General features: G+C 65.0%; 35 protein-coding genes. 24 read left to right on the top strand and 11 right to left on the bottom strand.

Annotated features, from left to right (window positions below; translation table 11 throughout):
- The 10 genes from LK996_RS11990 (at window position 1) to LK996_RS11945 (ending at window position 6395) form a co-directional block, all read left to right on the top strand.
- Window positions 1-669, top strand: a complete 669-nt coding sequence (locus LK996_RS11990; protein ID WP_230527604.1) for a cbb3-type cytochrome c oxidase subunit II — start codon at window positions 1-3, stop codon at window positions 667-669.
- The gene (locus LK996_RS11985; RefSeq protein WP_230527603.1) at window positions 656-796 is read left to right on the top strand and encodes a hypothetical protein; all 141 of its coding nucleotides are present in this window, start codon (window positions 656-658) and stop codon (window positions 794-796) included. The genes LK996_RS11990 and LK996_RS11985 overlap by 14 nt, the downstream gene beginning before the upstream one ends.
- A 9-nt stretch (window positions 797-805) precedes the next feature.
- Window positions 806-1282, top strand: coding sequence for a c-type cytochrome (locus tag LK996_RS11980; protein WP_230527602.1), 477 nt, complete (start codon window positions 806-808; stop codon window positions 1280-1282).
- Entirely contained in the window at window positions 1279-1911 is a 633-nt protein-coding gene (locus LK996_RS11975; protein WP_230527601.1) for an SCO family protein, read from the top strand. Before LK996_RS11980 ends, LK996_RS11975 begins: the two co-directional genes overlap by 4 nt.
- Window positions 1908-2471, top strand: a complete 564-nt coding sequence (locus tag LK996_RS11970) for a hypothetical protein (protein WP_230527600.1) — start codon at window positions 1908-1910, stop codon at window positions 2469-2471. Before LK996_RS11975 ends, LK996_RS11970 begins: the two co-directional genes overlap by 4 nt.
- 52 nt (window positions 2472-2523) lie before the next feature.
- Window positions 2524-3471 (top strand): aldo/keto reductase, encoded by a 948-nt coding sequence (locus tag LK996_RS11965; protein WP_230527599.1) that lies wholly within the window; start codon window positions 2524-2526, stop codon window positions 3469-3471.
- Between the two features lie 114 nt (window positions 3472-3585).
- The gene (locus LK996_RS11960) at window positions 3586-4065 is read left to right on the top strand and encodes a VOC family protein (protein WP_230527598.1); all 480 of its coding nucleotides are present in this window, start codon (window positions 3586-3588) and stop codon (window positions 4063-4065) included.
- 19 nt (window positions 4066-4084) lie between these two features.
- Window positions 4085-4360, top strand: coding sequence for a hypothetical protein (locus tag LK996_RS11955; RefSeq protein ID WP_230527597.1), 276 nt, complete (start codon window positions 4085-4087; stop codon window positions 4358-4360).
- Window positions 4361-4473: 113 nt separating this feature from the next.
- A complete protein-coding gene (locus LK996_RS11950) occupies window positions 4474-5676 on the top strand; it encodes a S8 family peptidase (RefSeq protein WP_230527596.1) in 1203 nt (400 codons plus the stop codon).
- Window positions 5677-5909: 233 nt separating this feature from the next.
- On the top strand, window positions 5910-6395 hold the full coding sequence (locus LK996_RS11945; protein ID WP_230527595.1) for a hypothetical protein: 486 nt from the start codon (window positions 5910-5912) through the stop codon (window positions 6393-6395).
- Here the strand turns inward: LK996_RS11945 and LK996_RS11940 are convergent.
- The 3 genes from LK996_RS11940 to LK996_RS11930 form a co-directional block, all read right to left on the bottom strand.
- A complete protein-coding gene (locus LK996_RS11940) occupies window positions 6392-6856 on the bottom strand; it encodes a nucleoside deaminase (protein WP_230527594.1) in 465 nt (154 codons plus the stop codon). The two genes, LK996_RS11945 and LK996_RS11940, sit on opposite strands and share 4 nt — an antisense overlap.
- Window positions 6857-6861: 5 nt before the next feature.
- Window positions 6862-7077: a hypothetical protein gene (locus tag LK996_RS11935; protein WP_230527593.1), complete on the bottom strand. Its 216-nt coding sequence runs from the start codon at window positions 7075-7077 to the stop codon at window positions 6862-6864.
- Window positions 7078-7164: 87 nt separating this feature from the next.
- A complete protein-coding gene (locus LK996_RS11930; protein WP_230527592.1) occupies window positions 7165-8355 on the bottom strand; it encodes a BaiN/RdsA family NAD(P)/FAD-dependent oxidoreductase in 1191 nt (396 codons plus the stop codon).
- Between the two features lie 45 nt (window positions 8356-8400).
- On the opposite strand from LK996_RS11930, the gene LK996_RS11925 reads away from it, so the two are divergent.
- Window positions 8401-9057: a hypothetical protein gene (locus LK996_RS11925; protein ID WP_230527591.1), complete on the top strand. Its 657-nt coding sequence runs from the start codon at window positions 8401-8403 to the stop codon at window positions 9055-9057.
- A 12-nt stretch (window positions 9058-9069) separates the two neighbouring features.
- Here the strand turns inward: LK996_RS11925 and LK996_RS11920 are convergent, their stop codons facing one another.
- Window positions 9070-9624, bottom strand: a complete 555-nt coding sequence (locus LK996_RS11920; protein WP_230527590.1) for a YaeQ family protein — start codon at window positions 9622-9624, stop codon at window positions 9070-9072.
- 116 nt (window positions 9625-9740) lie between these two features.
- Between LK996_RS11920 and LK996_RS11915 the strand changes: the two genes are divergently transcribed.
- Window positions 9741-10133 (top strand): SRPBCC family protein, encoded by a 393-nt coding sequence (locus tag LK996_RS11915; protein ID WP_230527589.1) that lies wholly within the window; start codon window positions 9741-9743, stop codon window positions 10131-10133.
- Window positions 10134-10157: 24 nt separating this feature from the next.
- Here the strand turns inward: LK996_RS11915 and LK996_RS11910 are convergent, their stop codons facing one another.
- Window positions 10158-10907: a carbonic anhydrase family protein gene (locus tag LK996_RS11910; protein ID WP_230527588.1), complete on the bottom strand. Its 750-nt coding sequence runs from the start codon at window positions 10905-10907 to the stop codon at window positions 10158-10160.
- 361 nt (window positions 10908-11268) lie between these two features.
- On the opposite strand from LK996_RS11910, the gene LK996_RS11905 reads away from it, so the two are divergent.
- Entirely contained in the window at window positions 11269-11565 is a 297-nt protein-coding gene (locus LK996_RS11905) for a hypothetical protein (RefSeq protein ID WP_230527587.1), read from the top strand.
- A gap of 9 nt (window positions 11566-11574) precedes the next feature.
- Here LK996_RS11905 and LK996_RS11900 read toward each other — a convergent pair whose 3' ends face one another.
- From LK996_RS11900 to LK996_RS11890, 3 genes are all read right to left on the bottom strand, one after another.
- The gene (locus tag LK996_RS11900; RefSeq protein ID WP_230527586.1) at window positions 11575-12192 is read right to left on the bottom strand and encodes an FkbM family methyltransferase; all 618 of its coding nucleotides are present in this window, start codon (window positions 12190-12192) and stop codon (window positions 11575-11577) included.
- 82 nt (window positions 12193-12274) lie between these two features.
- Entirely contained in the window at window positions 12275-12760 is a 486-nt protein-coding gene (locus LK996_RS11895; RefSeq protein ID WP_230527585.1) for a hypothetical protein, read from the bottom strand.
- Between the two features lie 126 nt (window positions 12761-12886).
- A complete protein-coding gene (locus LK996_RS11890; protein ID WP_230527584.1) occupies window positions 12887-14641 on the bottom strand; it encodes a tetratricopeptide repeat protein in 1755 nt (584 codons plus the stop codon).
- Window positions 14642-14767: 126 nt separating this feature from the next.
- Here LK996_RS11890 and LK996_RS11885 point away from each other — a divergent pair, with 126 nt between their 5' ends.
- Window positions 14768-15571, top strand: a complete 804-nt coding sequence (locus LK996_RS11885; protein ID WP_230527583.1) for a DUF5694 domain-containing protein — start codon at window positions 14768-14770, stop codon at window positions 15569-15571.
- A 4-nt stretch (window positions 15572-15575) separates the two neighbouring features.
- Here LK996_RS11885 and LK996_RS11880 read toward each other — a convergent pair whose 3' ends face one another.
- A complete protein-coding gene (locus LK996_RS11880; RefSeq protein WP_230527582.1) occupies window positions 15576-15752 on the bottom strand; it encodes a hypothetical protein in 177 nt (58 codons plus the stop codon).
- Window positions 15753-15898: 146 nt separating this feature from the next.
- Between LK996_RS11880 and LK996_RS11875 the strand changes: the two genes are divergently transcribed.
- The 4 genes from LK996_RS11875 to LK996_RS11860 all read left to right on the top strand — a co-directional run bounded on the left by LK996_RS11875 (window position 15899) and on the right by LK996_RS11860 (window position 17816).
- On the top strand, window positions 15899-16291 hold the full coding sequence (locus tag LK996_RS11875) for a hypothetical protein (protein WP_230527581.1): 393 nt from the start codon (window positions 15899-15901) through the stop codon (window positions 16289-16291).
- Between the two features lie 12 nt (window positions 16292-16303).
- On the top strand, window positions 16304-16795 hold the full coding sequence (locus LK996_RS11870) for a hypothetical protein (protein ID WP_230527580.1): 492 nt from the start codon (window positions 16304-16306) through the stop codon (window positions 16793-16795).
- Window positions 16796-16873: 78 nt separating this feature from the next.
- The gene (locus LK996_RS11865) at window positions 16874-17254 is read left to right on the top strand and encodes a RidA family protein (RefSeq protein ID WP_230527579.1); all 381 of its coding nucleotides are present in this window, start codon (window positions 16874-16876) and stop codon (window positions 17252-17254) included.
- A gap of 88 nt (window positions 17255-17342) precedes the next feature.
- Window positions 17343-17816 (top strand): nuclear transport factor 2 family protein, encoded by a 474-nt coding sequence (locus tag LK996_RS11860; RefSeq protein WP_230527578.1) that lies wholly within the window; start codon window positions 17343-17345, stop codon window positions 17814-17816.
- 18 nt (window positions 17817-17834) lie between these two features.
- Here LK996_RS11860 and LK996_RS11855 read toward each other — a convergent pair whose 3' ends face one another.
- Window positions 17835-18389: a DUF2058 domain-containing protein gene (locus LK996_RS11855; RefSeq protein WP_230527577.1), complete on the bottom strand. Its 555-nt coding sequence runs from the start codon at window positions 18387-18389 to the stop codon at window positions 17835-17837.
- 42 nt (window positions 18390-18431) lie between these two features.
- Here LK996_RS11855 and LK996_RS11850 point away from each other — a divergent pair, with 42 nt between their 5' ends.
- From LK996_RS11850 to LK996_RS11840, 3 genes are all read left to right on the top strand, one after another.
- Window positions 18432-18929: a YgjP-like metallopeptidase domain-containing protein gene (locus tag LK996_RS11850; RefSeq protein WP_230527576.1), complete on the top strand. Its 498-nt coding sequence runs from the start codon at window positions 18432-18434 to the stop codon at window positions 18927-18929.
- 11 nt (window positions 18930-18940) lie between these two features.
- Window positions 18941-19558, top strand: coding sequence for a hypothetical protein (locus tag LK996_RS11845; protein WP_230527575.1), 618 nt, complete (start codon window positions 18941-18943; stop codon window positions 19556-19558).
- Window positions 19559-19629: 71 nt separating this feature from the next.
- Window positions 19630-20352 carry a hypothetical protein gene (locus LK996_RS11840; protein ID WP_230527574.1) on the top strand — a complete coding sequence of 241 codons (723 nt, stop codon included), beginning with the start codon at window positions 19630-19632 and terminating at the stop codon, window positions 20350-20352.
- Here the strand turns inward: LK996_RS11840 and LK996_RS11835 are convergent.
- Window positions 20317-21231, bottom strand: coding sequence for a pseudouridine synthase (locus tag LK996_RS11835; protein ID WP_230527573.1), 915 nt, complete (start codon window positions 21229-21231; stop codon window positions 20317-20319). The two genes, LK996_RS11840 and LK996_RS11835, sit on opposite strands and share 36 nt — an antisense overlap.
- A 132-nt stretch (window positions 21232-21363) precedes the next feature.
- On the opposite strand from LK996_RS11835, the gene LK996_RS11830 reads away from it, so the two are divergent.
- The 3 genes from LK996_RS11830 to LK996_RS11820 all read left to right on the top strand — a co-directional run bounded on the left by LK996_RS11830 (window position 21364) and on the right by LK996_RS11820 (window position 24789).
- Window positions 21364-23211: a sensor histidine kinase gene (locus LK996_RS11830; RefSeq protein WP_230527572.1), complete on the top strand. Its 1848-nt coding sequence runs from the start codon at window positions 21364-21366 to the stop codon at window positions 23209-23211.
- A 161-nt stretch (window positions 23212-23372) separates the two neighbouring features.
- Entirely contained in the window at window positions 23373-23678 is a 306-nt protein-coding gene (locus tag LK996_RS11825; RefSeq protein WP_230527571.1) for a hypothetical protein, read from the top strand.
- A gap of 139 nt (window positions 23679-23817) precedes the next feature.
- The gene (locus tag LK996_RS11820) at window positions 23818-24789 is read left to right on the top strand and encodes an amidohydrolase family protein (RefSeq protein WP_230527570.1); all 972 of its coding nucleotides are present in this window, start codon (window positions 23818-23820) and stop codon (window positions 24787-24789) included.
- The last annotated feature ends 425 nt before the right edge of the window (window positions 24790-25214 follow it).

The following is a 25214-nucleotide window of genomic DNA, read 5'->3' as shown; positions in this document are numbered from 1 at the left end:
ATGGAAAACGAAGTCAAACTCGTGGCCGGCGCGATGGTGACCCTCGCGCTCGCGACCTCGGCGATGGTGGCCGCACCGTTCCTGCAACTGAAGGACGTGCCGCCGCCGGCCGGATTGAAGGCCTACACCGAGCAGGAATTGCGCGGTCGCGAGGTCTACATCTCCAGCGGATGTATCGCCTGCCATACGCAGCAACCCAGCGCGACGGGCGCGGGACGTGCCGATGCGCAGCGTGGTTGGGGGCGACCGTCGCTCGCCGCCGATTACTTCTACGATCGCCCGACGATGCTCGGCACGATGCGCACGGGCCCCGACTTGTTCAACATCGGCGACCGTATTCCGTCGGACGACTGGCATTACGGCCACCTGTACCAGCCGCGCGCCTACGTGCCGGCGAGCACGATGCCCGCGTATCCGTTCCTGTTCGAGGCAGTCGTCGCGGTCGAAGTGGCGCCGGGGCAGTACACGGTGCCGCTGCCTTCGACCGCCGTTCCCGCGGGTAAGCGCATCGTGCCGACGCAGGATGCCAGGGACCTGGTCGCCTATCTGAAATCGCTGCGTCGCAAGTACGACGCGACCGAGCCGGGCGACGCCGCGCAGGCCAAGGCGCTGGCCTCCGCGATGCGCACGGATGCCGACACGAAAGGAGACGCCGATGCGTCGCAATGAATCCCCCGTCGCGCGCGATCAGGAAAATCCCGATCCGCAGGAACTCAACAAGCCGATCCCCAAGGTGTTCCTCGCACTCGTGGCGTCGTTGCTGGGTTGGGCGATCTACTACATCGCCACCAGTTGATCGCATCCGGTGCGTGAGTCGAAGCTGCTCGTGTGGGGCCTTGCGATCGGGCTGCTCGCATGGGCGGCCGTGTTGTGCATGCGGTTGAATCCTGCGGTGAATCGTTCCGTGCTGCAGGCGCCCGTCGCGGCGGCGCGCACGAAGGCGCCAACGGCCGCCGAGCTTTACGCAACGTCCTGCGCGAACTGCCACGGGTCTCGCGGGGAAGGGCGCTTCCCCGTGTTTCCTCCGCTCGCAGGGTCCCCGCGCGTGACCGGCGATCCCGCACGCCTCGCGTCGATCGCACTGAACGGCATGAGCGGCCCGATCGAAGTCAACGGCGTCGCGTACGACGGCCTGATGCCTGCATTCGATCATCTCGACGATCGCGAACTCGCGCTCGTGCTGAGCCACGTCCGTCGGTCGTGGGGCAACGATGCAAGCGAGATGACCGAAGCCGACATCGCGTGGATCCGCGGCGCGACGGTGAAGGGCAGGGCGCAATGAATCGGCGCTGGTGGCCAACGGCGGTCGCGATCGTGGTCGTGCTGGTTGCGGCGATGTGCTGCGTGCATGCGACGACGCGGGGATTCCGCGCATTGACCAGCGACAAGGCGCGGCAAGTCGAATTCGCGAGCGCGCCGGTCGCGGTGCCCGACATCGCGCTGGTCGACAGTCGCAACCGCATCGTCCCGTTGCGAAGCGCCGTCGGCGAGAAGGAATGGACCGTCGTCGCGCTGGTCTACACGCAATGCACGACGTTGTGCCTGCTCACGTCGTCCAGCGAAGCCTGGCTCCAGTCGAACCTGGAGGCGAAGGCGCTCGATTCGCGCGTCGGTCTGCTGACGATCAGCTTCGACCCGGCGCGCGACACACCTGACGTGCTGGCGCAGTACGCGCATCACGTCAAGGCGCAGCCCGGGCAATGGGCGATCGCCACCGTGACCACGCAGCGCGATCTCGATCGACTGCTCGATGCATTCGGCGTCGTCGTCATCCCCGGCGAGGATGGCGAATTGATCCACAACGGCGCCCTGTTCCTCGTCGATCGCGAAGGCCGCATCTTCGATGCGTTCGATCCCGACGCGGCGGACGAAGTGCTGCTGCGGCTCACGACGTTGGCATCGACGCAATGAAGCGCGTCGCAACCTCCGCGCTTGCTCCGGGCCTCGCCCTCGCTGGCCTCGCATTAGCGCAGCCGTGGCTCGAGCAACGGATGTTCACGCACATGCTCGTCGAGATTCCGCTGCTCTTCGCGATCGGTGCGTGGGCAGCCGTACGCATGCGAAGACATGCACCTGCGTGGTTCGCGACGATCGACGCCAACGGACTGACCGGCCTCACCGTGGCGATGCTCGTCTCCGCGTTCTGGATGCTGCCCATCGCGCTCGATGCGGCCGTGCTCGTCCCGGCGATCGGTATGGCGAAGGTCGCGAGCGTCGTGCTGGCCGGTTGGTGCGCCGTGATGTCATTGGGCCGCGCGCGCACCGCCGTGCAGGCGTTCTTCGTCCTTAACTGGGTCTGGATGACCGGCGCCGTCGGCGCCATGTACCAGCAAGCGCCCGAGCGGCTCTGCAATACGTACCTGCAGGGCGACCAGGCGCATGCGGGCATCGGCCTGGTCGTGTTGACGATCGTCGTCGCCATCGCATGGATGACGACGACATTCCGTGACCGCGAGGCGATCAACGCCTGAGCCAGGGAGGCCAGCGCTTGCCAGCAAGGCATGCAGCCGTTCCAATGCCGCCATGGCCGATCGTCGCGACTTCCTCGCAACCGCAAGCCTCGCCCTCGCGGGCGCCGCGCTCGCGCCGCTGGCCGCGTGCGGTCGCGAAGCATCCACTGCATCGCGACCGCCGAAGTTCGAGGGAACGCTGATGACTCGCCCGATCCCTTCGACCGGTGAACGCCTCCCCGTGATCGGCATGGGTACGTCGGACAGTTTCGAAGTCGGCGACGACGAGGAAGCACGCGTAGCGTTGCGCGAAGTGTTGTCGATCTTCGCCGCCGCGGGCGGGAAGGTGGTCGACACCGCACCGACCTACGGTTCCGCCGAAGACGTCCTCGGCGATCTCGTCGCCGCGCAGAAGCTGCGCGAGCGCCTCTTCGTCGCCACCAAGTTGTCCGGCGTGCAGGGACGCGACGAAGGCTTCGCGCAGTTCGAGGCGTCGCTGCGTCGCTTGCGCACGGACAAGGTCGATCTGTTGCAGGTGCACAACCTGCAGGACACCGAAACGCAGATTGCCGTCGCGCGCGAGCTCAAGGCGCAGGGCAGGGCGCGTTACATCGGCCTGACCCACTATCGCGAGGACGCGCAGGACGAACTCGCGGCGCAATTGCGCAAGCACAAGCCGGACTTCGTGCAGATCAACTACTCGCCGGTGTCGCGCGGCTTCGAGCGCACGATCCTGCCCGTTGCGAAGGACCTCGGCATCGCGGTGCTGATCAATCGCGCGTTCGACGATGGGCGGCTGTTCCAGCGCGTGCGCGACAAACCCGTGCCCGCGTGGGCGAAGGACGTCGGCGCCGATTCGTGGGCGCAACTGTTCCTCAAGTTCGCGCTTTCGCCGGATGCGGTGACCGCAGTGATCCCGGCGACGAGCAAACCGAAGCATCAGGTCGACAATCTGAAGGCCGGCGTCGGGCCGATGCTCGACGCGCGGCAGCGCGCTGCGTTGGTCGCCACGCTGGGTTGAACGCGCGGTGGGGTCACCACGTGACTCGCGTTCACATGGCCTGCATGACCCCTTGACCCTGCTCTCATGCGGGGCGCATTAAGGTCCGTGTTTGGCCCACTCACGGAGGCACACATGGTCGCCAAGATCCAGCCTTGCCTGTGGTTCGACAAGAACGCCGAAGAAGCCGCGCGCTTCTACGCCGACACGTTTCCGGGCAGTCGCATCGGCGCCATCCAGCGCTCCCCGGGCGATTATCCGTCCGGCAAGAAGGGCGACGTGCTGACCGTGGAGATGACGATCTTCGACATGCCGTTCCTGCTGTTGAACGGCGGGCCGGAGTTCAAGTTCGACGAAGCGGTGAGCTTCCAGGTCGCGACCGAGGACCAGGCGGAAACCGATCGCTACTGGAATGCCATCACCACCAACGGCGGCGCAGAGAGCATGTGCGGGTGGTGCAAGGATCGCTTCGGTCTCTCGTGGCAGATCACGCCCAAGCGCCTGATCGAGCTCATGAACGAAGGCGGCGACACGGCGACGCGCGCGTTCGGCGCAATGATGGAAATGAAGAAGATCGACATCGCCGCGCTGGATCGCGCGGTCGCGAAGGGTTGAACCGGCCAAGGAGGATGCCATGACGGCGGATACCAAGACCCCGCTGGAACACGTCAACGACACGGTGCTGCAACTCAAGGAGATGCGGCACTACTCGAAGAACAACGTGGAACTGCTGACGACGCAGTGGCTGTTGTTCGACGGCGAGTTGTCCAAGCTCAAGCAACAGAAGAAGATCGAAGACCTGATGACGCGGCAGGGCGAGTTCTATGACGCCCTCGAAACGACGATCAGCGAGTTCGAGGCATTGGCCGCGGAGTTGCAGCCGCCGCCGGAGGAAGCCGGACAGGCATAAGCCGGACCGATGCGCGATGTCCTGCTTGCGCAGGCGTCTGCGTTGTCCATCGGAGGGCGTGGCGGGGAGTTGCGCCGCGCACCTTCGACGGACGTCTCAAGGGGACATCGGCAATGTTCATGCCCAAGTGGATGCTTGCGCTCGTCGCCTTGCCCGTGGTGGCGGTCGGCGCGTCCAATGCCGGCGAACCCGCCGCGCAAGGCGACTTCTGGGCCGCGCGCGACGTGCAGGTGCCTGCATCGTCGAATGGCGAAAAGCTCCGCATCGGTATCTGGGACAGCGGCGTCGACACGACGTTGTTCGAGGGGCGCGTTGCCCGATCCGAGTCCGCGCAGGACCTCGTGCGCGGATACGATGCATTCAAGCTGCGCCAGGACACGCCGATGGCGAAGCTGCCGGCTTCCGTTTCGACGTGGCAGGACGACCTCAATCGCGTCCTGCAGGCGTTCGACGACATCGACGGCAACGTCGACAGTCCGCGCGCTCGCGCGCTGCAGGAACGCCTGAAGCAGCAGACGCCCGAAGAGAAGGCATTGTTCGACGATGCCGTCGGGCGCTGGAGCGGCTACGTGCACGGCACCGCCGTCGCCGACATCGCATTGGCGGGGCTCGATCGCACCGAAATCGTCATCGCGCGCATGGAGTGGTGGCACGGCTCGCCGCCGGTGCCTTGCTGGAGCCGCGAACTCGCGGACCGGGAAGCGGCTTCCATCCGCGACCAGCTCGCCTTCCTGGTGGAGCACAAGGCGCGCGTCGTGAACATGTCGTGGGGCCGCGCCGAAGCCGCCTACCTGGGGAACCTCGAACGCTGCGCCGCCGACACGCCGATCGAGGAACGTCGCGCGTTGGCGCGCTACACCGTCGAAGCGATCCGTACTGCATTGCGCGAAGGCATGGCCGCCGCACCCGCGGTCCTGTTCGTGGGCGCATCGGGCAACGCGGGAACCAGCGTCGAAGAAGCCAACCCCGCGACGCGGTTCGCGTTGCCGAACTTCCTGTTGATCGGCGCCGTCGATCGCAAGGGCAATAAAACCGATTGGACCAACACGGGACCCGAAGTCACGCTCTATGCCAACGGCGACCGCGTTCCCGCGCGATTGCCCGGCGGCGCGCTGTCCTATCCGTCAGGCACCTCGATGGCCACGCCCGTCGTCGTCAACGCTGCAGCCAAGATGCTCGCCGTCAATCCGAACCTGTCGGGCGCGCAAATGCGCGCGTTGCTGGAGCAGACCGCCGATCGCAATGCGACGGGTCAGCCATTGCTGCACACGAAACGCGCGGTCGAAGCCGCGAGGACATCGAACGCGAGCCAGTGATGCCACGCATCGGCGGCGCGCGACGCTTCATCGGATCGAGGGTCGCGCGCGCCTCGTTTTCCCGTCGCCGTCACGGCCGCTTCGCGACGCTGTGGCGGCGACTCGAGGAGGAGTTGCAGGCGCGCAATGCGCGCCTCGAAATCAGGGAAAGGCCCAACAAATTTTGCCCCCGTCTCCGGGGGCGTTTTTTTTTGAGAAGCTAGGGCGCACGGGGAGCGGGTCGGGGAGGTCGCATGTCGAAGGGACGTCTTGCGCGTGGTGCCGTGCTCTTGCTATTGGCGATCGGTGCGCTGCTGGCCGTCGCCTTCATCGCGCTCTACGCTCGCGATCAACCGAGGATCGACGTGGATTCGCGCGGCCTCGGCGCAAGTGCGCTGGGGCGCATCGTCGCGAAAGATTGGATGGTCGACGAGGGCGCGCTCGTCAAGAAGGTCCAGGCAGGCGTGTCGTCGACAGGATGTTGGAGTCGCGCGTGCATGAAGGCATTCGGCTTCGACACGTGCGACGAGGCAGGCAACGCACTGGTGTGTCGCTATCGAGGCACGATGGACATCACGAACTCGTCGCATGCGAAGGTGCCCACGCATCAGGTCATGACGGTGTTGATCGAAGCGAACATCGCCGCGAATGGCCAGGCCGACATCACAATCGGCCGGTCCGGCTGGAATGGATCTGGAGAAACGCTTCGCGTACCCGCAAGCGTGCCGTGGAGCACCTAACCGGCGCGACGTTTCCATTCCGCATACAACGCTTCGCCCGATTCCGCATGGATCGGAACATGGCGGAAGGTCATCGCTTGCTCGGCCAGTGGCTTCGCCAGTTCGGCGTACACGGCCGCGGTCGACAGGCCAAACGGCGCGGCATCTTCGTTCGAATACGCGAAGTACACCTCGGTGATCCCCGCCATGCGCATCGCCGCGAGGCACATCGGGCACGGGTGCCCGCTGGCATAGACGACGCATCCGGAGAGATCCGGCGCGCCGATCGCCTGGCTGGCATTGCGGATCGCGTTCAACTCGGCGTGCGAAGTGGGATCGCGCGTCGCGAGGATCTGGTTGACGCCCGTTGCGATCACCTTGCCTCCCTTGACCACGACGGCGCCGAACGGGCGCCCGCCGGCGTCGATGTTCCCGCGTGCGAGTTGCACGGCCTTGCGGAGGAAATGTTCGCGATCGTGCATCTGCGTCACCTGGGGGGTTCGCACATCGCGCACACCTTGCCACGGCGCGCCTGTCGATACTGGAAGACAACGAAGACCAACGCTGAGATCGCCGACCACTGGGCGGCTTCGGTCAGCGCATGACCCAAGGGGCGATGGCGCACCAGGTGGGACGCCGCGATCAGCGGGAACGCGACGATCGCGACGCGGCAATAGAGGCGGAACAAATGTTCGATTGTCATGCGTGCAGTTCCGTGCGGGTTTCCTGCAAGGACGACCGCCAGGGCCGGATGTGACCGTCGCACTCCACACGCAACGACGCGTCGCACCTAAACGGCGTTTCCGGCCGCGTGGCCCGACGCCCACGCCCACTGGAAGTTGTAACCGCCGAGCCAGCCCGTGACGTCGACGACTTCGCCGATGAAATACAGACCCGGCACGCGCTTTGATTGCATCGTGGTCGACGACAGTTCGTCGGTGTCGACGCCACCGAGCGTCACCTCGGCGGTGCGATACCCCTCGGTGCCGCTCGCGACCAGCGCCCAACTCTCGAGCAATTGTGCGATCTCGCGCAGTTGCGGCGCGTTGTACTGCTTCATCGGGCGATTGGGCAACCAGTGTTCGCACAGGCGTTGCGCGAAGCGCTTGGGCATCACGTCGCCGAGCACGGTCTTGAGTTCCGCGGCCGGGCGTTCGGACTGCCATTGCTGCAGCGCTTCGAACGCATCGCGACCCGGCAACAGGTCCAGGCGCAGATCGTCGCCGGGTTGCCAGAACGACGAGATCTGCAGGATCGACGGGCCGCTGATGCCGCGGTGCGTGATCAACAGGTAGTTGCTGAAACTCGTGCCGTTGCACGTCGCACTGACCGGAAACGCGACGCCGCTCAGGTCGGCCAGTCGTTCCTGGTGCTTGCCGCTGAGCGTCAGCGGCACGAGGCCGGCGCGCGTCGGCAACACGGCGTGTCCGAACTGCCGCGCGACGTCGTAACCGAAGCCGGTCGCGCCCATGCTGGGGATCGACAACCCCCCGCTGGCGATTACCAGTGTCGGCGCGGAAAAATTCCCGTGCGTGGTGTGCAGGCGGAAGCGGGACTCGTCGCTCTCGCCGTGACTCAATCGCTCGATGCTGCAGCTCGTCTCCACGCGCACGCCGGCATCGCTGCATTCGTCGAGCAACATCTTCACGATCAGCTTGGACGACTCGTCGCAGAACTGCTGGCCCAACTCCTTCTCGTGATAGGCGATGCCGTGGCGCTCGACCATCTCGATGAAATGCCACGGCGTGTAACGCGCCAGCGCGGACTTGCAGAAATGCGGGTTGGCGGAGAGGTAATTGGCGGGCGACGTGCCGGTGTTGGTGAAATTGCAGCGGCCGCCGCCGGACATCAGGATCTTCTTGCCGACGCGATTGGCGTGTTCGACGACGAGCACGCGCTTGCCGCGCCTGCCCGCGGTGATCGCGCACATCAGGCCGGCCGCGCCGCCGCCTACGATCAGGGTGTCGAAGTGCCCGCTCATCCAGCGAATGCTATCGTGGTTCCGGGTCACGCACCGGGAGTTCCCATGGATCGCTTGCTCGAACAACGCGTCGCCGCATGCGAACGCGAGAACGCGCGGTTACGCACGCTCCTGCTGCGGCAGAACCTGGCCTGGCTCTTCGCGCTCCTGCTCGTGGCGGGCACGGCGATCGCGTCGGCGACGTTGAAGATCTCCGCGCCCATTCGCACCACCGAGGTCACGGTCGTCGACGCCAACGGCATCGTCCGTGCACGCCTCGGGGGCGATCTGCCCGACGCGGTCATGGCCGACGGCCGCGTCGCCAAACGCGGCAGCAAGGCGGGCGGATTGTTGATCTACGACGAAGAAGGCCTCGAGCGCGGCGGCTACGTCACGCAGGAGGAGGGCAGCAACGCGATGCTGACACTCGATTCGAAATCGAAGCAGGCGGTGCTGCTGGTCGCTGCGCCCGACGCGGATCGCGCCAGTGCATTGCGATTGTGGACGGGTGAGAGTTCGATCGAACTGCGCTCGGATTCGATCGGATCCAGGCTGACCGCGGCGGACGCGAAAGGCGTGACACTCCAGCAGCCTGTGATCGCGACGCTGCCGGAGCAGACCTGCGCGGCCTATCGGGAAATCGCGGACCGCGATGCCGGCAAGCGTGCATGCGCGGGGCGGTTCACGGGCGCTGCGTGCGCAAGTTGCCTCGACGGCGAGTGAGCGGAGCGGCTTTCAGGCCGCGTGCGCAGGCGCCATGCGCGTGCGGGCACGCAACGCAACCGAGCCGTTGTCGCCCATCAGTTGCAGCTCGCCATCCTGGACGATCGCGTTCAAACGCATGTTCCGATCCATCATCGCGGCCAGCGCTTCGACCGACGCCGCGTCGATGTCGATGACCGTCAGGTTTTCGAGCCGCGCGAGCGATGCCGAATTCTTGTCCCACCACAGATCGGCGGCGCGGCCGCCGTAATTGACGACGATGACCTGCCGCGCGCGGCCGCACGCTTTGCGGATGCGCGATTCGTCGGGCTGGCCGAGATCGATCCACTGTTCGATGTCGCCGGTGTAATCGCGCAGCCACAGGTCGGGGTCTTCCTCGTTGCTCAGCCCGCGCCCGAATTCCAGCCGCTCGCTGGCGAACAGCGCGAACGCGGCCAGCCGCACCATCAGCCGCTGGTCCGTCTCGGACGGATGCTGGGCGAGGGTGAGCGGGTAGGTCGCGTAGTGGTGCCGGTCGAGGTCGCTGAGCTGGAGCTCGGCCTTGATCACGGTCGCCTTGAGGGCCATGCGCGGGTTTTCCAGGGGCGAACGGGTCGCGCAGTGTAGTCGGTCGGCGCCGGCGACTCGCCCTTAACGCCGATGCGGATATCGATGCGAGCTGCGAACCGCTTCCAGGAGCCACCATGGCATCGATCCGGAAAGAGATCTCGATCGCGGCCGAGCCGGCGGATGTCTGGGATGCGGTGCGCGATGTCGGCAACATCCACGTGCGCCTGGTGCCGGGCTTCGTGACCGACTGTCGACTCGAAGGCGACGACAGGATCGTGACGTTCGCGAACGGGCTGGTCGTCCGCGAGCCGATCGTGGACATCGACGACGATCAGCGTCGCCTCGCGTGGGCGGCGGTCGCCGAACAGTTCAGGCATTACAACGCCTCGGTGCAGGTTTTCGCGGAAGGCGCGGACCGCACCCGGCTGGTCTGGATCGCCGATCTGTTGCCGAACGAACTGGAAGAGACCGTGCAATCGATGATCGAGCAGGGCCTGGCTGTCATGAAGCAGACGCTCGAGCGATAGCCTGCGGCGTCACTGCAGGGACCATCAGTCCAGGAAGTCCACCTTGCCACCCACGAGCGCATACATCGCGCCGACGATGCGGATCTTCTCTTCCTTCTCGAGCTTGGCGAGCGTTTCGCTGCGTTTGCGGATCGCGTCGATCGTGAGCCTGACGTTGGTCGCCGCGACGGCGTCGACGAAGCCGGCGTTCTTGCTGCTGCGTTCGCCGCTGAACTTCGTGGCCGCGACGGCGGGTTTGATCTTTTCGAGCAGTCCGGTCAGGTGGCCCAGTTCGGCGCCGTCGATGGCGCCCTTGATCGCGCCGCACGCCGTGTGTCCCATGACGAGCACGACCTTGGCGCCCGCCACCGCGCATGCGAATTCGAGGCTGCCGATCAGGTCGTCGTTCGCGATGTTGCCGGCGATGCGCGCGTTGAACGTATCGCCGATGCCGGCATCGAGGATGATCTCGGCAGGTGCGCGCGAATCGATGCAACTCAGGATGACCGCCGCCGGGAATTGCCCACCGGCGCTCGCGCGCTTCTGCGCGAGGTAATCGCGTTTCCGCATCTGGCCGCTGCGGAAGCGTTCGTTTCCGGCCTTGATCGCTTCGATGATCTGGTCGGGCGTGAGTTTGTCGCGTTGTTCCTTCGTGAGCGCAATGCTCAGGTTGGGCGCCTGCGGTTCCTTCGCGCCGACCATGCCCACTGCCGGCAGCGCCAGCGCCGACGCGAGGATCGCCCGGCGGTGGATATCGACGGGGTGATCGCAACCATTTGGATGTGTGTCGCGCATGCGTCCCACCGTTGCGGTGTTGGATGCACTTCAAGACGCACGCGCTCCTGCGGAACGGACACCGCCCGTCGTAACGGAGGTTCGTCGCGCACGCTCATGGATCAGCCTGTGGCTGTTGCCGCTTCTGAGCGTTGCAAGGGCCGGGCGCCGGGCTAATATGCAGCTTCACCAAGGAGGCGCGACGTGAGCAAAGGCCTGGACAAGAAGAAAGAGCAGAAGAAGAAGCCCGCCAAGACGTTGAAGGAAAAGCGGGTTGCCAAGAACGAGAAGAAGACCACCAACAAGGCGTTTACCCCTTCCTGATCGGCGCGGCCCACGGGCCGCGTCGTGCCTGCTGTTCGAGTGACTTATGTTTCGCGCTTTGGCAACGATCCTCCCGGCGCTCGCCCTCGTCGCCTGTTCCAACGATGACCCCGGCGCGCTGAAGGGCACATGGAAAGTCACGGAACCGTTTCCCGTGACGGTCACGTTTCGCGACGGCGAGATGGAGTCGATGGGCTCCACGAAGAAGGTGTCCTACAAGACCGAGGGCAACGCGGTCCTGGTGACTTACAAGGAAGGCGCCAACAAGGGCAGCACCTTCCGTTACGCGGTGATCGATGCCGACACGATCCGCTCCGGCTCGGGCACCTTTCACCGGGCGGGCGAAGCGCCCTGACCGAGCCCGTCAGCGCGGAACGAGCTCGACCATCGGGGACTCGGGCGCAGACGGATACACCTTGCCCGTCAGCCGATAGCCGATGGACTCGGCGGCGTCGCGCAGCGTGTCGATCGACCCGAGCACTTCGGCGGCGATGACGGGACGGTTGCGCTGGAAGAATTCGCGTCCGCCGAGCAGCGCGCGCGGCTCGTTGCCCTCGATGTCCATTTTCACGAACGTCACGCCGGTCAGGTCCGGCAGCAGATCATCGAGCTTGCGGCATTCCAGCATGGTGCCCGGACCCGCTGCGTCGAACGGGATCGAGGTCGACGCTTCGGCGAGGCCGAAGGGCATCACCTCGACGGTGCCCTCCAGCTGGTTGGCTTCGATGTTCTGCAGTGCGCGCGCGCGGAAGCGGGGGACGGGTTCGAACCCGATCACGCGGTCGGCGCAGAACAAGCCGAAGTACACCGCGTGCGTGCCGACGTTGGTGCCGATGTCGAGATACGTGCCGCGCAGGCCGAGCGCGCGCACTTCCTCGAGGAAGGGCTGCTCGTAAAAGCGCCCTTGATGGATCACCGCGAACGAGCCCGTGTAGGTGCCGACCCAGCGGACTTCCTTGCCTTCGTAGATAAAACTGGTCATGCCAATACCCTAACATGCGCGCAAAAAAGAAGGCCACCGCGAGGTGGCCTTCCTGTTTCCACGCGTCAGCTGTTCCCGCGTGTCACGGGCATTCGGGCGCGTTGTACGACAACGATGTCGGGTTGGTCGCCGCCGTGATGTCGTGGGTCACATCCGTCAACTGGATCTTGGTGAAGACGACGGAGACCACGCCCACGCGCTGGTTGCCCGGGCAGACGAGGGTGGATTCGGGCGTCGGGATCGTCAGGGTGTCGCTGATCCGCCCGTTCTTGTCGATGGGGAATGTGCCGCCTACGGCGAGGTCGACCAGCACGTCTTCCTTGTTCGACGCGGCCGGGCAGTTGTTGCCGCGGTTGACGCACTGGAAACGAGCGGCAGCCGTTGCGCTCGCGATGTAAGAGACGCTGGCGGTGTCACCGAGGCCGATCTCGGTCCATTTGATGATGACTTTCGGTGAGCCGAGCGACGCGCTCGGAGCGCGCAGGAATTGCGGTCTTGCAGCGAGGGCTGCCGTCGCGACGGCGATCAGGCCGAGGCCGAGCAGCCATAGCTTGTGTTTGTTCTGCATATCGTTCTCCGTGGTTGCGAGGGCATGCCGGCGCCAGGAAGCTACGAGTGGCCTCCAATCGGGTAGAACGACAGGATCGGCGCCGTGCGACTCCCCCACTCGGGTGTGGTTAACCCGAATGGGCCATCACGTTCCGGGCTTCGGGACGTCGATACGCACGCGTGCGAGCTGCTCCGGGTCGTAACCGATCTTGGTCAGGAACGGCAGCCAACGCGGATCGTCGCGCAGCGGATCGGTGAGGACATCGAACGCCACCGACGTAGCAGCCGGATCGCGAGCGGCCGCCGCTTTATCCAGCCATTCGAAAGCGGCATCGCGATCGACGCGATAGCTGTACGCGAGCGCGACCAGCGTCGGTTGCTCTTCGCCGTGCGTCCTGATGAGCGCCTGCAGCGCGCCATTGGATTCGCGCGTGCGGCCGAGTGCGAAAAACGCAAGCGCGCGTATCTGCAGTCGCGATGCCTCATCCGGTTCCCCTTCGATCTCGCGCAGCGCGCCGGCCGCGTCGCCCTTGCCGGCCAGCAGCGAGGCCGCGATGCCGTTGCGTGCGCCGACGAAGGCGGGGCTCAGCCGCAGTGCGGTGCGGAAGTCGTCGATCGCCGCGTCCCATTGGCGCGCGTAGTAACGCGTGATGCCGCGATTGTTGTAGGCGGTGGGGTTCGCCGGATCGTGCGCGACGCGGTAGTCGTACAGCGGCAGCGCTTCGTCGAAGCGACCCACGTTGCTGAGCAGGATGCCGAGCGTGTTGATGGCGACGAGGTTATTCGGTTCGATCTGCAACGCACGCTTGTTGTAATCGGCGGCCGCTTGCGCGTCGAAGTCGAAGTCCGCGGCCAGGCGCGCAAGGCCGGTGATGGCGATGACGTTGCGGGGGTCGATCTTCAGCGCCTTGTTCAGCGCTTCGCGCGCGAGCTTCGCCGCTTCCGTCGGCGGGATCTCGCTGTAGATGGACTGGTTGATGTACACGCGCCCCAGGCCTGCCCACGCGCGTGCTTCGTTCGGCGCGATGGACAACGCCTGCTTGAACACGAGCAGCGCCTGCGCACGTCCATCCTTGCTTTGCTGGTCGAGCAACGCCTGCGCCTGGAGGATCAACGCGTAAACCCGGGGGTCGACGGGCGTGACCTTGGGCGCCTTCAGCAGCTTGATCTTCAGCTCGTCCACGACGGCCGCGGCGATCTCGTCCTGCACCTGGAAGATGTCGTTGAGATCGCGGTCGTAAGTCTCCGCCCACAATTGCGCGCCGTCGGTGGCGCGCACCAGTTGCACCGCGATGCGCACGCGATTGCCCGCGCGGCGCACGCTGCCCTGCAGGATCGACGCGACGTTGAGGCGACGCGCGATCTCCGGCACCGCGAGGTTCTGGTCCTTGAACGCGAAGCTCGACGTGCGCGCGATCACGCGCAACTCCGGCACCTTGTTCAACAGGTTGAGCAACTCTTCCGAGATGCCGTCGGAGAAGTACTGCTGCTCCTGGCCGCTGCTCATGTTGTCGAGCGGAAGCACGGCGATCGAGGGATCCTGTTCGATCGTCGGAATGCCGGCGCTGACCAGGGGCGACGCGTCGGCGGCCGCCTGTTCGGACGTGGTTTGCACCGTCTGCCACAACCACGCGCCGCCCACGATCACGACGATCGCGATCAGCGCGACTTCGAGGCGCGTGACCTTCTGTTGCCCGCGCTCGCCCTGGAACCACGCGATGACCAGCGTGAGGAAGAACCCGAGCACCGACAACGCCACGCCCACGCGCATCGGAATGGCCGACCAGCCGTAGGTGTCGGCCAATAGGCCGACGCCCTGCAACAAGGCCCACGCGACCGCCGTGTAGCCGAGCACCCATTGCGCGACCTTGCGTTTGCGCAGCTGGCGGATGGTCAGCATGTGGGGTCCCGATGGCTCATTAAGCAAAGGAACGCAGCAAGCGGCGCAAACGGGCCGCCGTCGCGACCGGAGTCCTTGCGCGTAAGATCCCGTGAACGAAGCCTGTTCGACCGCAGGAGTCCTCCCATGTTCGCGAGATTGGTGGTCCTGCTCGTCGCGCTGATCGCCGCGGGCGATGCGACGGCGCAGGCAGCCTCGGGCCCGGCGCCCACGAAGGTCATGATCGTCGGCACGTTCCACCTCGACAACCCGGGGAAAGACGTGTTCAACGTCCAGGTCGACGACGTGCTGTCCGACACACGCCAGAAGGAATTGGCGGATGTCGCCGCGTCGCTCGCCCGGTTCGAGCCGACCGAGGTGATGGTCGAATGGCCGCAGGCCACGACGGACGAACAGTACGCGAGCTTCCGGACCGGCAAGCTTCCGCCCTCCCGCAACGAAGTCGTGCAACTGGGATTCCGGCTGGCGAAGCTGCGTGAGTTGGAGCGCGTGCACGGCATCGACGTCGCAGGCGAATTTCCGTTCGACCCGGTGAAGGAATTCGCGGGCAGCCACGGCATGTCGCCGCGATTGGATGCGGCGCTGGCCGGTGCAGGAAAGGAAGTGCAGGTCCTCAGCGACCGCGTTCGCAAGGACAGCATCGGATCGGTGCTGCGCTACATGAACACCCCGTCGCGCGCACTCGAGAACCACGGGTTCTACGTGGACATGCTGCGCTTCGGCGAAGGCGACACGCAGCCAGGCGCGCGGCTTGTCGGTGCGTGGTATGCGCGCAACCTCGCGATCTGCGCGAGGTTGCTGCAATCATTGCCGGTGGGTGGTCGCGCGGTCGTGTTCTACGGTGAGGGGCACGCGTACCTGTTGCGCCAGTGCGTCATCGAAGCGCCTGGTGTCGAACTGGTCGAGGCGAACGATTACTTGCCGAAGTAGGCCTTCAGCTCATGGAGCCACTACCATTGACCGGGTGCAGTGTTCCCGCCTTTTCGTTCCATGTAACGCCGGTGGCACTGCGGTAGACGAAGCGCAGGTCCCGACTTGGCGGGAGCGTGGGCTCGACCTGCAAGAGCGCTTGGTCATCGATCGCGATCGAGCGAATCCAGACCTGTTCCATGGTGGCCTTGGCGGCGGGATATGCCGCATTCTAGTGCGTGTGTGAATGTCCGCTTCTGGCCGATAGCGGACATTCGGCCAAGACGCTAGCCACGTTGCTTCGCTCCCGTCTAACCTGACGCGGCCTCGTCCGCTGGTACTGCACTCATGAAAAGCTGGCTTCTTGCAGGCTTTCTACTCCTGGCGCCATGCGCGGCGATTGCCTGCATCTCCTCTGCGCCGGATCCTCAAAGCGCTGCCCGCGGAACCGTTCTTGTCGGCTACGTCACCGGTGAGGCTTTTCCTGACTGGGAGGCGTCCCTCATCAAGGATGGCCCCACCGAACACTCCCTCTTTGGTCGGCGCGTTGTGCGTGTCTCTTTTACTCACGCAATCACCGGAGAGATGATCGGGGCGCTTGAAGTGGAGACGCCCTGCTACGCCTCGGTGCCAGAGATCGGTGAGCGCGCCATCGTCGTGCGCCTCAACGGAGCAGATTACGTGGTTCCCGCTACATCGGAGTACGAGTCCGCGATTCAGTCTGCAGCGCAGACTCGGTAGCCGTCCTTCGTCATGACACAAAGGCACTTTCCTGCAGATGCCGATCAAGCAACGGTCGCCTCGTACTACTTGACTGGAATCGTGACGGGTCTGTTTGCATTTGACTGCGCCAAAGACTGGGCGTTCAGCGTGATCGAAGCGCTCGATGCACCGCCTATGGAGGTCATCGAGATTGCGACCGCGCGTGATCGAGATGCGGTGATGGAAGCGCTTCGCGCGATACCTGGCGATGCGAATGAGGAAGACGCTGGAAGATGGTTGCTTGCGCACATTCATGACCGCCTCGCTTCGGCGCGGCTCACGCCAGTCGAGGCCGTTGAGGTCGCGCAACGCGTCGTCCAATCCACGGGGCTTCCTCGAGACATCGGCATCCAACTGATGCTGCTTGACGATGCGTTGGAGCTGGCTGTCCACGGCACCTTTGGTTCCGTAGAGGACATCAGTCGCGATGTTCTCGCCGCGCTAGCCGAGCACTCAAGGGGTGCAATCTCTCCGTCGACGTGATGTCCGCTTCTGGCCGATAGCACACACCGGTCGCGTTGATGGGGCGTGGGATTTCCTCCGCTTCGACCGGAAACGCCAGTGCCCAGACAGATTATTTTCACATCCAGGGCGGCCAAGCCGCCGGCCTCCTACAGCCAGGCCGTCAAGGCCGCAGGCCTGGTGTTCGTTTCAGGCACGTCCCCAGCCGACCCGCAGACAGGTGCGCTTGTCGGATCGACCATCCAGGAGCAGACGCGGCAGTGCCTCACCAACATCCAGGCGATCCTGGAGGAGGCCGGCAGTTCGTTGGACAAGATCGTGTCCGCGACCGTCGTGCTCGCTGAAGAAGAGGATTTCGCAGGCATGAACGAGGAGTGGTTGCGATGGTTTCCATCGAATCCACCGGCACGCCAGGGCGCCAAGCTTCCCGTACGCATTCCGGGGCTGAAGGTTTCGATTGCTGCGGTCGCCGAAGCATGACGACGACCGCGAGCGCGGCACCGGATGTTGGCCGATAGCGCCCCCGCAGCCCGTCTCTCCGGAAAGTGCAAACCACCACGGGGGATCCATGCGCACGACTGCAATCGTCGTACTCGCTCTTGCGATGCTGGCCAGCGGCAAGGCCAGGGCCGAGGACGTGGACAAGGCCGCCTGTGTTCCTTCCACCGAAACCAGTCGTGAGCTCGTGCGTTCCTTCTACACGAAGGCGCTGGTGGACAAGCAGGTTCGGCCTGCATTCGAGCAATACGTCGCGCCCGACTTCGTCGAGCACAAGCCCGATATCCCCGGCGGCAACCGGGATGCGGTCATGGATTTCCTCGAAGGCATCGTCAAGGACGTGCCGGAAGCGCGGTGGGAGATCCTGCGCACGGTCGCGGACAACGATCTCGTGTTCGTGCACGTCCGGTTCGTTCCGGCCACCGGCGCACCGGCGTATGCACTCGCGGATTTGTTTCGCGTCGACGAATGCAAGATCGTCGAACATTGGGATGTCGTGGAGCCGCCGCGCGAAGGACAACCCAATCCCAACTCCCGCTTCTGAACGCGTAACGCGCGAGCGTCACCAAACCAGGTCGTCAGGCACCTGGAACTGCGCGTAGTACGCGTCGTCTTCCGACGTTGCGGAGGCGGGCGCGGCGCCCGCTTCCTTGCCATGGTCGAGCACGATCATGCTGGCGTCGCGTTCGCGCACCTTGTCGCCGGCGACGCGCGGCAACAATTCGTAGCGATCGTCCACCTGGGCGATCACGAGTGCACCGGAACTCAGCAGCTTGCGCAGGTCTTCGTTCACCAGCAGGGTGCGGATGGCGCCGCCTGCAGTGAAGCGGTACTCGATATCACCAGCGCGCTGCACCTTCTTGTCTTGGATGATCTGTCGCGCCTGGGCGCGAAGTTCAGCGATGCGCGCCGTGGCCTTGCGCTCGGCGGCAAGCGTGCGATCGCGCTCGGCCTTTTCCGCCCGCGCGCGTTCCGCTTCCCGCTGGATCTCGCTCTGTTCAGCCGGCCCTTTGCCGTGCCGGGCCTTGTGCTGCTCGCGCGCGACCTCGGCCACCTTGGACTTCTTCACGAGGCCCGCCTTGAGCAGCTGTTCCTGGAGCGGGTTGCCCTTCGCCATGTCGCCGTTTCATCCCGGGGGTGTCCGCGCCATCATACGTCGATGGAAACCCTGAAATACCTCGTCGGCTATCCGCCCCACGTACTGGCGCGCGTGCAGGCGCTGATCGAACAGGGCCGGCTGGGCGAGGTGCTGAACAACAAATACGACCAGCTGCATGCCGTGCGTACCGACGGCCAGCTGTACGACTACGTGCAGGCGCTCAAGGAGCGGCACCTGCGCCAATCGGTGCCGCTGGGCAAGGTCCTCTACGACAGCAAGCTGCAGGTGATGAAGCACGCGCTCGGCACCCACACGAGCATTTCCCGCGTGCACGGCGGCAAGCTCAAGGCGAGCCGCGAGATTCGCATCGCGACCGTGTTCCGCGACGCGCCCGCCGAATTCCTGAAGATGATCGCGGTGCATGAGTTGGCGCACCTGAAGGAAGCCGAGCACGACAAGGCGTTCTACCGGCTGTGTACGCACATGGAACCGGATTACCACCAGTTGGAGTTCGACATGCGCCTGTACCTGACGCACCTCGAAGCGGGAGCGCGTTGAGGCACGGCGGAATGAACGACCTCAAGCTGATCACCGCTCATCTCGATGCCAGGGCGCATTACGCAACGCCGATCGCGTTCGATGGCACCCCGGGTCGCGAGTACGTCGATCTGTTCGACCAGAGCGGATACGACCTGAGCGCACTGGAGAAGCTGTACGCCGCAGCGAACGGCCAGGCGTTCCACCCGCATCGCGAGCATCGCCACGCGATCCGATCGGTGTGGCTCGAATCGCCGCCGGACAAAGTGGAGGGCGCCGTGTTGAACCACGCGCTGCTGCTCGAGCGCAAGGGATACCGAGGCGCGGCGCTGGCGCAACTGCAGTCGTGGGCGCAGGTCAACCCGCTGGTGAACAAACTCGTGAAGTACAAGCCCAAGTGGGGACTCGACTTCTCGATGGACTATGCCGATCGCAGCGGCAACGTCATCGAGGTGCTGCACTTCGAGTACGACGGGTTCGACTGCGAGGAGATCCAGGAACGCGTGTCGCGATACACGGATACGTTCCTGTCGATCGACTGGGACTTCGGCGGGCGCCGCGTGCTCGCTCGCATCGACGAATGGATCGGCCTGGATTTCCAGGCGCAAAGCGCCTGGAAGTGCGATTACTTCGGCATCTGGGACAGGTGACGTCGCGCGGGTAGTTTGCAAACTGCCTTCCGTCGCGCCAGCATCGCCCGGTCCGGGGAGGAGGACTGGGGATGGCCGTTTCGTGGGCGCGGGATCGCGCGACGCTGTTCTACCTGGGATTCGGGCTGGTCGGACTGCTGGTCGTCGCACTCGGCTTCGGCGTGACGTATGCCGTGCCGATGGTCCGTCGCAGCTTTTCGGCGCCGTGGTTCGTGCACCTGCATGGCGCATCTGCGCTCGGCTGGGTCGTGATGTTCATCGTCCAGGCCACGTTGGTGCGGGAACGACGTTCGCCACTGCATCGACGATTGGGGCAAGTCGCGCTGCCGCTCGCGCTGGTCATCTGGGCGAGCGGAATCGCCACCGCGACGTGGGCTGCGCAGCGTGATCTTCCCGAACAGGGAACGGCGGCCACCTCGGCGCTCGGTGGAACGATCAGCGGGCTGACGATTTACGTCTTGCTCGTGGTTGCGGCGGTCGCCATGCGACGCAAACCCGATTGGCACAAGCGGCTCGTCATGCTCGCCACCATCCAGTTGTTGTGGCCCGCGTTCTTCCGCTTGCGCCACTTGCTGCCCGCGGTGCCTCATCCCGACGTGACGTTTGCGCTGGTGTTGGCCTATTCGCCGATCGTCGTTGCCGCACTACGCGATCGAACGCAATCGGGAGGCATCCACCCGGTGTGGCTGTACGTCGGGTCTGCGCTGATCGTCGAGCAGAGCCTCGAGTTCGCGTTCTTCGACCAGGGGCCGCTTCGGCTATTCGGGCAGTGGGTGTATGCGTGGTTGACGTAACAGGAACTTGCTCGCGAAGCTGCGCTCGACGCCACTGAGCGGATCGACGAACGAAAGCCGCTTGGCGAGTAGCTGCAGCGGCGACGAGTAATCGCCTGCCGCGCGGTGGATCAGTGATGGATAAATCGGGTCGTTGGCGATCGGTGCTCCGAGCGCCGCCATGTGCACGCGCAACTGGTGCTTGCGGCCGGTGATCGGTGTCAGTGCATAACGCCAGCATCCATCGCCGCGCGCGATGACCTCGATCCTGGTTTCGCTGTTCGCCGGTCCTTCGATCTCCTGCATGCGGAAGAACGGTTCGCCGGGAACGACGCGACTGGAACGCGTGCATGGAAACTCGACGTGCGCCAACGCGGGTGCGATCGCCTCGTAGTGCTTTTCGATTCGCCGCTCGCGAAACAGCGCCTGGTAACGCGCGCGGCTTTCGGGGTTGGTCGAGAACAACACCAATCCCGCGGTTTCGCGATCGATCCGATGCAGCGGCGCGAGCGCGTGGTTCCCCGTTCGACGAATTAGTCGCCCCAGCAGCGTTTCGTGCACATGGACACCGGTGGGCGTGACGGGCAGGAAATGCGGCTTGTCCGCCACCAGCAAGTCGTCGTCGACATGCAGCACGACTTCGTCGAACGGGATCGGCGTTTCGTTTGGCACTTCGCGCCAGTAATGGACTTCGAGCCCGACGCGATACGGTGTTTCCGGCGTCACCGGGTTTCCATCGCTGCCCACGACCCGCCCGCGTGCCATGCGCTCCAGCCACTGCGCGCGCGTCACCGCCGGGAATCGTTCGCACAGGCATTCCAGCACGGTCGGCCACGGCCCCTGCGGCAACTGCAGCGTGCTGGGGGCCAGACCGTCGATGCTCGGAGGACGTTCGCGCATCCCGGCAGTGTGTCATTACGCAGGCGATCTGACCGCCGGTTAACACCGGCTCAGGCTTCGATCACGGGGCATTGAAAGCGGCGGTCGCATCCTTGCGGATGGAAATTCGACTGCGAGCGCATCGGGGGTCGATTGGCAGAGCCGCAATCCAACCAGGTCATCCGCGTCCTCGAGAGCATCACCGACGGGTTCTTCACCGTCGACGCGAACTGGCGATTCGTTTACGTCAATCGCGAAGCGGAGCGCATTCTCGGGCGATCGCGCGAGGAACTCATCGGGCGCAACTTCTGGGCCGAGTATCCCGGGACGATCGGCGAGATATTCGAACGGGAGTATCGGCGGGCCGTCGACGAGCAACGAACGGTGCAGTTCGAGGCGTATTACGGGCCACTGGATATCTGGGTGGACGTCCGGGCCTATCCGTCGCCCGACGGGCTGTCGGTGTATTTCCGGGACATCTCCGTGCGCAAGGCGGCCCAGGAACGGCTGCGCGAGAGCGAACGCAATTTCCGCGTGTTGGCGAACAGCATCCCGCAGCTCGCATGGATGGCCGACGCGACGGGCTGGATCTTCTGGTACAGCACGCGTTGGTACGAATACACGGGCACGACGCCGGAACAGATGGACGGCTGGGGGTGGCAGCAAGTCCACCATCCCGATCACGTTGCACGCGTCGTCGAGCGCATCCGTCGCGCATTCGAATCGGGCGAGCCGTGGGAAGACACGTTCCCGCTCAGGAGCAGGACCGGCGAGTACCGATGGTTCCTCTCGCGTGCCGAGCCGATCAAGGACGCCGAGGGCAACGTGCTTCGCTGGTTCGGCACGAACACCGACATCACCGACCAACGACGCGCCGAGGAAGCGCTGCGCGAGAGCGAAGCGCGTTACCGCCTGCTCGCCGACCTGATTCCGCAGCACATCTGGACCACCGATGCGGAGGGCTACCACACGTACTTCAGCCGCCGGTGGTACGACTTCGCGGGCCTGGATTACGCCGCATCGGAAGGCGAGGGATGGTTGCAGCTCCTGCATCCCGACGACGTGGAGCGCACGCTTGCGCGTTGGCAACATTCGCTGGCGACCGGTGAGCCGTACGTCATCGAGTACCGGTTCCTCGGCGTCGACGGGCACTACCATTGGTTCCTCGGCCAGGCGAAGCCGTTGCGCGACGACGCGGGCCGCATCATCGAGTGGTTCGGCACGGCGACGGACATCTCGGAGCGCAAGCGCCTGGAAGAAGAACGCGAACGCCTGCTGGAGAGTCGTGCGAGCCTGATGCGCGGCTTCGGCCACGACTTGAAGAACCCGTTGGGCACGGCGCACATGCATGCGCAGTTGCTGGAGCGGGGCATGCTGCCGGGCGAGTTGTCGGAGAAGCAGCGCGACAGCGTCGTCGTCATCCGACGCTCGATTCGCAATGCGGTAAAGCTCATCGACGATTTGCTGGAACTGGCGCAAGCGGAAGCGGGACAACTGGTTCTCACATGCGTGCCGACCGACACCGGCGAACTCCTGCGCGAAGTCGCCGGGGATTTCCGTCAGCAGGCGATGGCCGCCGAGTTGCGTTTGGAAACGCGCACACGCGATGGCCTGCATGGACTCGCCGACCCGGCGCGCCTGCGACAGATCCTGGGCAACCTGCTTTCCAATGCAGCGAAGTACGCGCCGAAGGGTTTCCTCGACCTCGTCGCCGAACACCGCGCATCGGGCGGGCCGCGCCCGGGCAGTTGGGTCGCCGTCAGCGTGCGCGACAGCGGCCCGGGGATTCCGTTGGACAAGCAGGAATCCATCTTCCACGAGTATGTCCGGCTCGATCCCGACGCAGCGCAGGGGGTGGGCATCGGTCTTGCGATCAGCCGGCAGTTCTCCCGGCTCATGGGCGGGGACCTTACCGTCGACAGCGAGCCGGGCCATGGATCGACCTTCACGATCTGGTTGCCGTGCGTGGATTGCCACAGCGAAACGGCGAGTGCGGCCTGAGCGTCCGTACGCTGCGCACCTGCGCTATTTTTTATGCGGTCTTGACGCTACTTAAAAATCGGCAACGACGCCGTGTCCATCCCTTGAGAATCCGGACGGCCGCGCTATTTTTTCGCGCGGATTTCAGTGGGGCGACGCCCCTGACGATTCGGGAAACGGACATGGACACCTTGCGCGAAGAAGTGGCGATCCTGCGAGCACAACTGGCCGTTCAACACATGGCATTGCGCGCCTTGGCGCACAGTCATCCGGAACCGGCGGCGCTGCTGCACCAATGGCGCAAGCTCCGCGCCGATCGCGTCGCGGCCGCCTACGGGCTTTCGGCCGACCTGCGTTCCAGTGAATGGCTGACCCAGCATGTCCAGGCCTTCGCCGAAGACTGGACGGCCGAACTGGTCGACGTTGTCACGCGCCGCGCCGAACGCATGGAAGCATCTTCGTCGGATCCGGATGTGGCGGTGCCCTGAAGCGCGCCCACGCGATTGTCTCCTTGGCCGCAGGCGCATGGTTGCAACGTATGCCTTGAACGACCAGGGGAGACGCCGGATGAAGTGGAAAGCATGGGGGACGGGGTGCGTCGGGCTGTTGGCATGTGCGCAACTGGCATTGGCAGCCGAACCGAGGCCCGCCGCGCCAGTCATCGACATGCACCTGCATGCGTTCTCCGCGAACGAGGTGCCCCCCGGCGCTCCCGCGTGTCCCGGCGACCAGGACGTCCTGGTCCCGACGATCGATCCCGCGGACGAACTCGATTTCTCGAAGTTCGCCAAGTGCGCGCACCCGATCTTCGCGTCGGCGAACGACGCTGCGCTGCGCGACGAGACCATCGCGGAGATGAAGAAGCACAATGTGCGCCGCGCGGTGACCGAGGGGCCCGTCGACATCGTCGCCGATTGGCGCGCGCACACCGGCCGCCTCATCCCTGGCGTCGCGTTCGGGAAGCGAACGGAACTGTCGATCGACGAGTTGCGGCGCCTGCATGCTGCGGGCCAGCTCGCGGTGCTGGGAGAGGTCTACATCCAATATCGCGGCCACCGCGTCGACGACGCACGGTACGCGCCGTATTTCGCGCTGGCGGAGGAACTCGACATTCCCGTCGCAATCCACCTCGGCGAGGGCCCGCCTGCCACCGCGCGCATGCCGGGTTACGAGTCCTACAGCGCCGCGATGGGCTCGCCGCTGTTGCTGGAACCCGTGGTTCGCAAGCACCCGAAGTTGCGCATCTACGTGATGCATTACGGCTCGCCGCTGGTCGACGAGATGATCGCGATGATGTTCGCCTACCCGAATCTCTACGTGGACGTGGCGTGCAACAACTGGGCGTTCCCGCGCGCGCAATTCCACGAAGCGCTCGAACGCATGGTGGATGCCGGCATGGAGAAGCGCATCATGTTCGGCTCCGACCAGATGTACTGGCCGGGCGCCATCGGCGAAGCGATCAAGGCGATCGAAACAGCGCCCTTCCTCGGCGAGGCGCAGAAGCGCGACATCCTGTACGGCAATGCCGCGCGGTTTCTCCGCCTGACGCAGGCGCAGATCGATAGTGACCATGCGCCTGCAACGGACGAGCCGTCCTGATCGCCAGGCGCGTCGTGCAAGCAGGTGTCAAGTTCTCGCTCGTGCTCATCGGGCTTGCCGGATGTGCGACGGGGCCGGGTTCCGTTGCAACCGTCGACTCGATCGTGGCCGATGCAACGTCTCGATCCGCCCCTTACTGCGCGAAATTCAAGGACGGCTGCGAAGTCACAGTCGATCAAACCGAGGATGGCTGGACTGCCCTCGTACTGCCCGTTCTGCGGGATACGACCGGCCAGCCTGCCTACGGTATCGACCTCCATGATTTCTACATCTACGATAGGCACGGGCATTTCCAGGCCGCGCTCCGGAACTAGTGATTACCGGCGAGTGTCCGCTTTCGACCCAAAGCGGACATCGGTAGCGGCCGTGGTACAGTCGCCCTGCACCGCAAACGAACCGCTCGTTGCTGCCTTGAGCCTCCGTGC

This window comes from Noviluteimonas lactosilytica, assembly GCF_020866925.1.
In the GTDB taxonomy this organism is placed as follows: Bacteria; Pseudomonadota; Gammaproteobacteria; order Xanthomonadales; family Xanthomonadaceae; genus Noviluteimonas; species Noviluteimonas lactosilytica.
The sequence above is the reverse complement of the archived record's forward strand: the minus strand, read 5'-3'. Positions and strand labels throughout refer to the sequence as shown.

Coding starts and splice junctions, on each gene's coding strand:
- LK996_RS11930 (WP_230527592.1), bottom strand. CDS start 8,355: ATGAGCGGGCACTTCGACACCCTGATCGTAGGCGGCGGCGCGGCCGGC.
- LK996_RS11885 (WP_230527583.1), top strand. CDS start 14,768: ATGTTCGCGAGATTGGTGGTCCTGCTCGTCGCGCTGATCGCCGCGGGC.
- LK996_RS11990 (WP_230527604.1), top strand. CDS start 1: ATGGAAAACGAAGTCAAACTCGTGGCCGGCGCGATGGTGACCCTCGCG.
- LK996_RS11925 (WP_230527591.1), top strand. CDS start 8,401: ATGGATCGCTTGCTCGAACAACGCGTCGCCGCATGCGAACGCGAGAAC.
- LK996_RS11855 (WP_230527577.1), bottom strand. CDS start 18,389: ATGGCGAAGGGCAACCCGCTCCAGGAACAGCTGCTCAAGGCGGGCCTC.
- LK996_RS11900 (WP_230527586.1), bottom strand. CDS start 12,192: ATGACCAGTTTTATCTACGAAGGCAAGGAAGTCCGCTGGGTCGGCACC.
- LK996_RS11985 (WP_230527603.1), top strand. CDS start 656: ATGCGTCGCAATGAATCCCCCGTCGCGCGCGATCAGGAAAATCCCGAT.
- LK996_RS11875 (WP_230527581.1), top strand. CDS start 15,899: ATGAAAAGCTGGCTTCTTGCAGGCTTTCTACTCCTGGCGCCATGCGCG.
- LK996_RS11835 (WP_230527573.1), bottom strand. CDS start 21,231: ATGCGCGAACGTCCTCCGAGCATCGACGGTCTGGCCCCCAGCACGCTG.
- LK996_RS11845 (WP_230527575.1), top strand. CDS start 18,941: ATGAACGACCTCAAGCTGATCACCGCTCATCTCGATGCCAGGGCGCAT.
- LK996_RS11825 (WP_230527571.1), top strand. CDS start 23,373: ATGGACACCTTGCGCGAAGAAGTGGCGATCCTGCGAGCACAACTGGCC.
- LK996_RS11880 (WP_230527582.1), bottom strand. CDS start 15,752: ATGGAACAGGTCTGGATTCGCTCGATCGCGATCGATGACCAAGCGCTC.
- LK996_RS11945 (WP_230527595.1), top strand. CDS start 5,910: ATGTCGAAGGGACGTCTTGCGCGTGGTGCCGTGCTCTTGCTATTGGCG.
- LK996_RS11860 (WP_230527578.1), top strand. CDS start 17,343: ATGCGCACGACTGCAATCGTCGTACTCGCTCTTGCGATGCTGGCCAGC.
- LK996_RS11970 (WP_230527600.1), top strand. CDS start 1,908: ATGAAGCGCGTCGCAACCTCCGCGCTTGCTCCGGGCCTCGCCCTCGCT.
- LK996_RS11870 (WP_230527580.1), top strand. CDS start 16,304: ATGACACAAAGGCACTTTCCTGCAGATGCCGATCAAGCAACGGTCGCC.
- LK996_RS11950 (WP_230527596.1), top strand. CDS start 4,474: ATGTTCATGCCCAAGTGGATGCTTGCGCTCGTCGCCTTGCCCGTGGTG.
- LK996_RS11920 (WP_230527590.1), bottom strand. CDS start 9,624: ATGGCCCTCAAGGCGACCGTGATCAAGGCCGAGCTCCAGCTCAGCGAC.
- LK996_RS11840 (WP_230527574.1), top strand. CDS start 19,630: ATGGCCGTTTCGTGGGCGCGGGATCGCGCGACGCTGTTCTACCTGGGA.
- LK996_RS11975 (WP_230527601.1), top strand. CDS start 1,279: ATGAATCGGCGCTGGTGGCCAACGGCGGTCGCGATCGTGGTCGTGCTG.
- LK996_RS11965 (WP_230527599.1), top strand. CDS start 2,524: ATGGCCGATCGTCGCGACTTCCTCGCAACCGCAAGCCTCGCCCTCGCG.
- LK996_RS11915 (WP_230527589.1), top strand. CDS start 9,741: ATGGCATCGATCCGGAAAGAGATCTCGATCGCGGCCGAGCCGGCGGAT.
- LK996_RS11910 (WP_230527588.1), bottom strand. CDS start 10,907: ATGCGCGACACACATCCAAATGGTTGCGATCACCCCGTCGATATCCAC.
- LK996_RS11850 (WP_230527576.1), top strand. CDS start 18,432: ATGGAAACCCTGAAATACCTCGTCGGCTATCCGCCCCACGTACTGGCG.
- LK996_RS11895 (WP_230527585.1), bottom strand. CDS start 12,760: ATGCAGAACAAACACAAGCTATGGCTGCTCGGCCTCGGCCTGATCGCC.
- LK996_RS11960 (WP_230527598.1), top strand. CDS start 3,586: ATGGTCGCCAAGATCCAGCCTTGCCTGTGGTTCGACAAGAACGCCGAA.
- LK996_RS11890 (WP_230527584.1), bottom strand. CDS start 14,641: ATGCTGACCATCCGCCAGCTGCGCAAACGCAAGGTCGCGCAATGGGTG.
- LK996_RS11935 (WP_230527593.1), bottom strand. CDS start 7,077: ATGACAATCGAACATTTGTTCCGCCTCTATTGCCGCGTCGCGATCGTC.
- LK996_RS11955 (WP_230527597.1), top strand. CDS start 4,085: ATGACGGCGGATACCAAGACCCCGCTGGAACACGTCAACGACACGGTG.
- LK996_RS11940 (WP_230527594.1), bottom strand. CDS start 6,856: ATGCACGATCGCGAACATTTCCTCCGCAAGGCCGTGCAACTCGCACGC.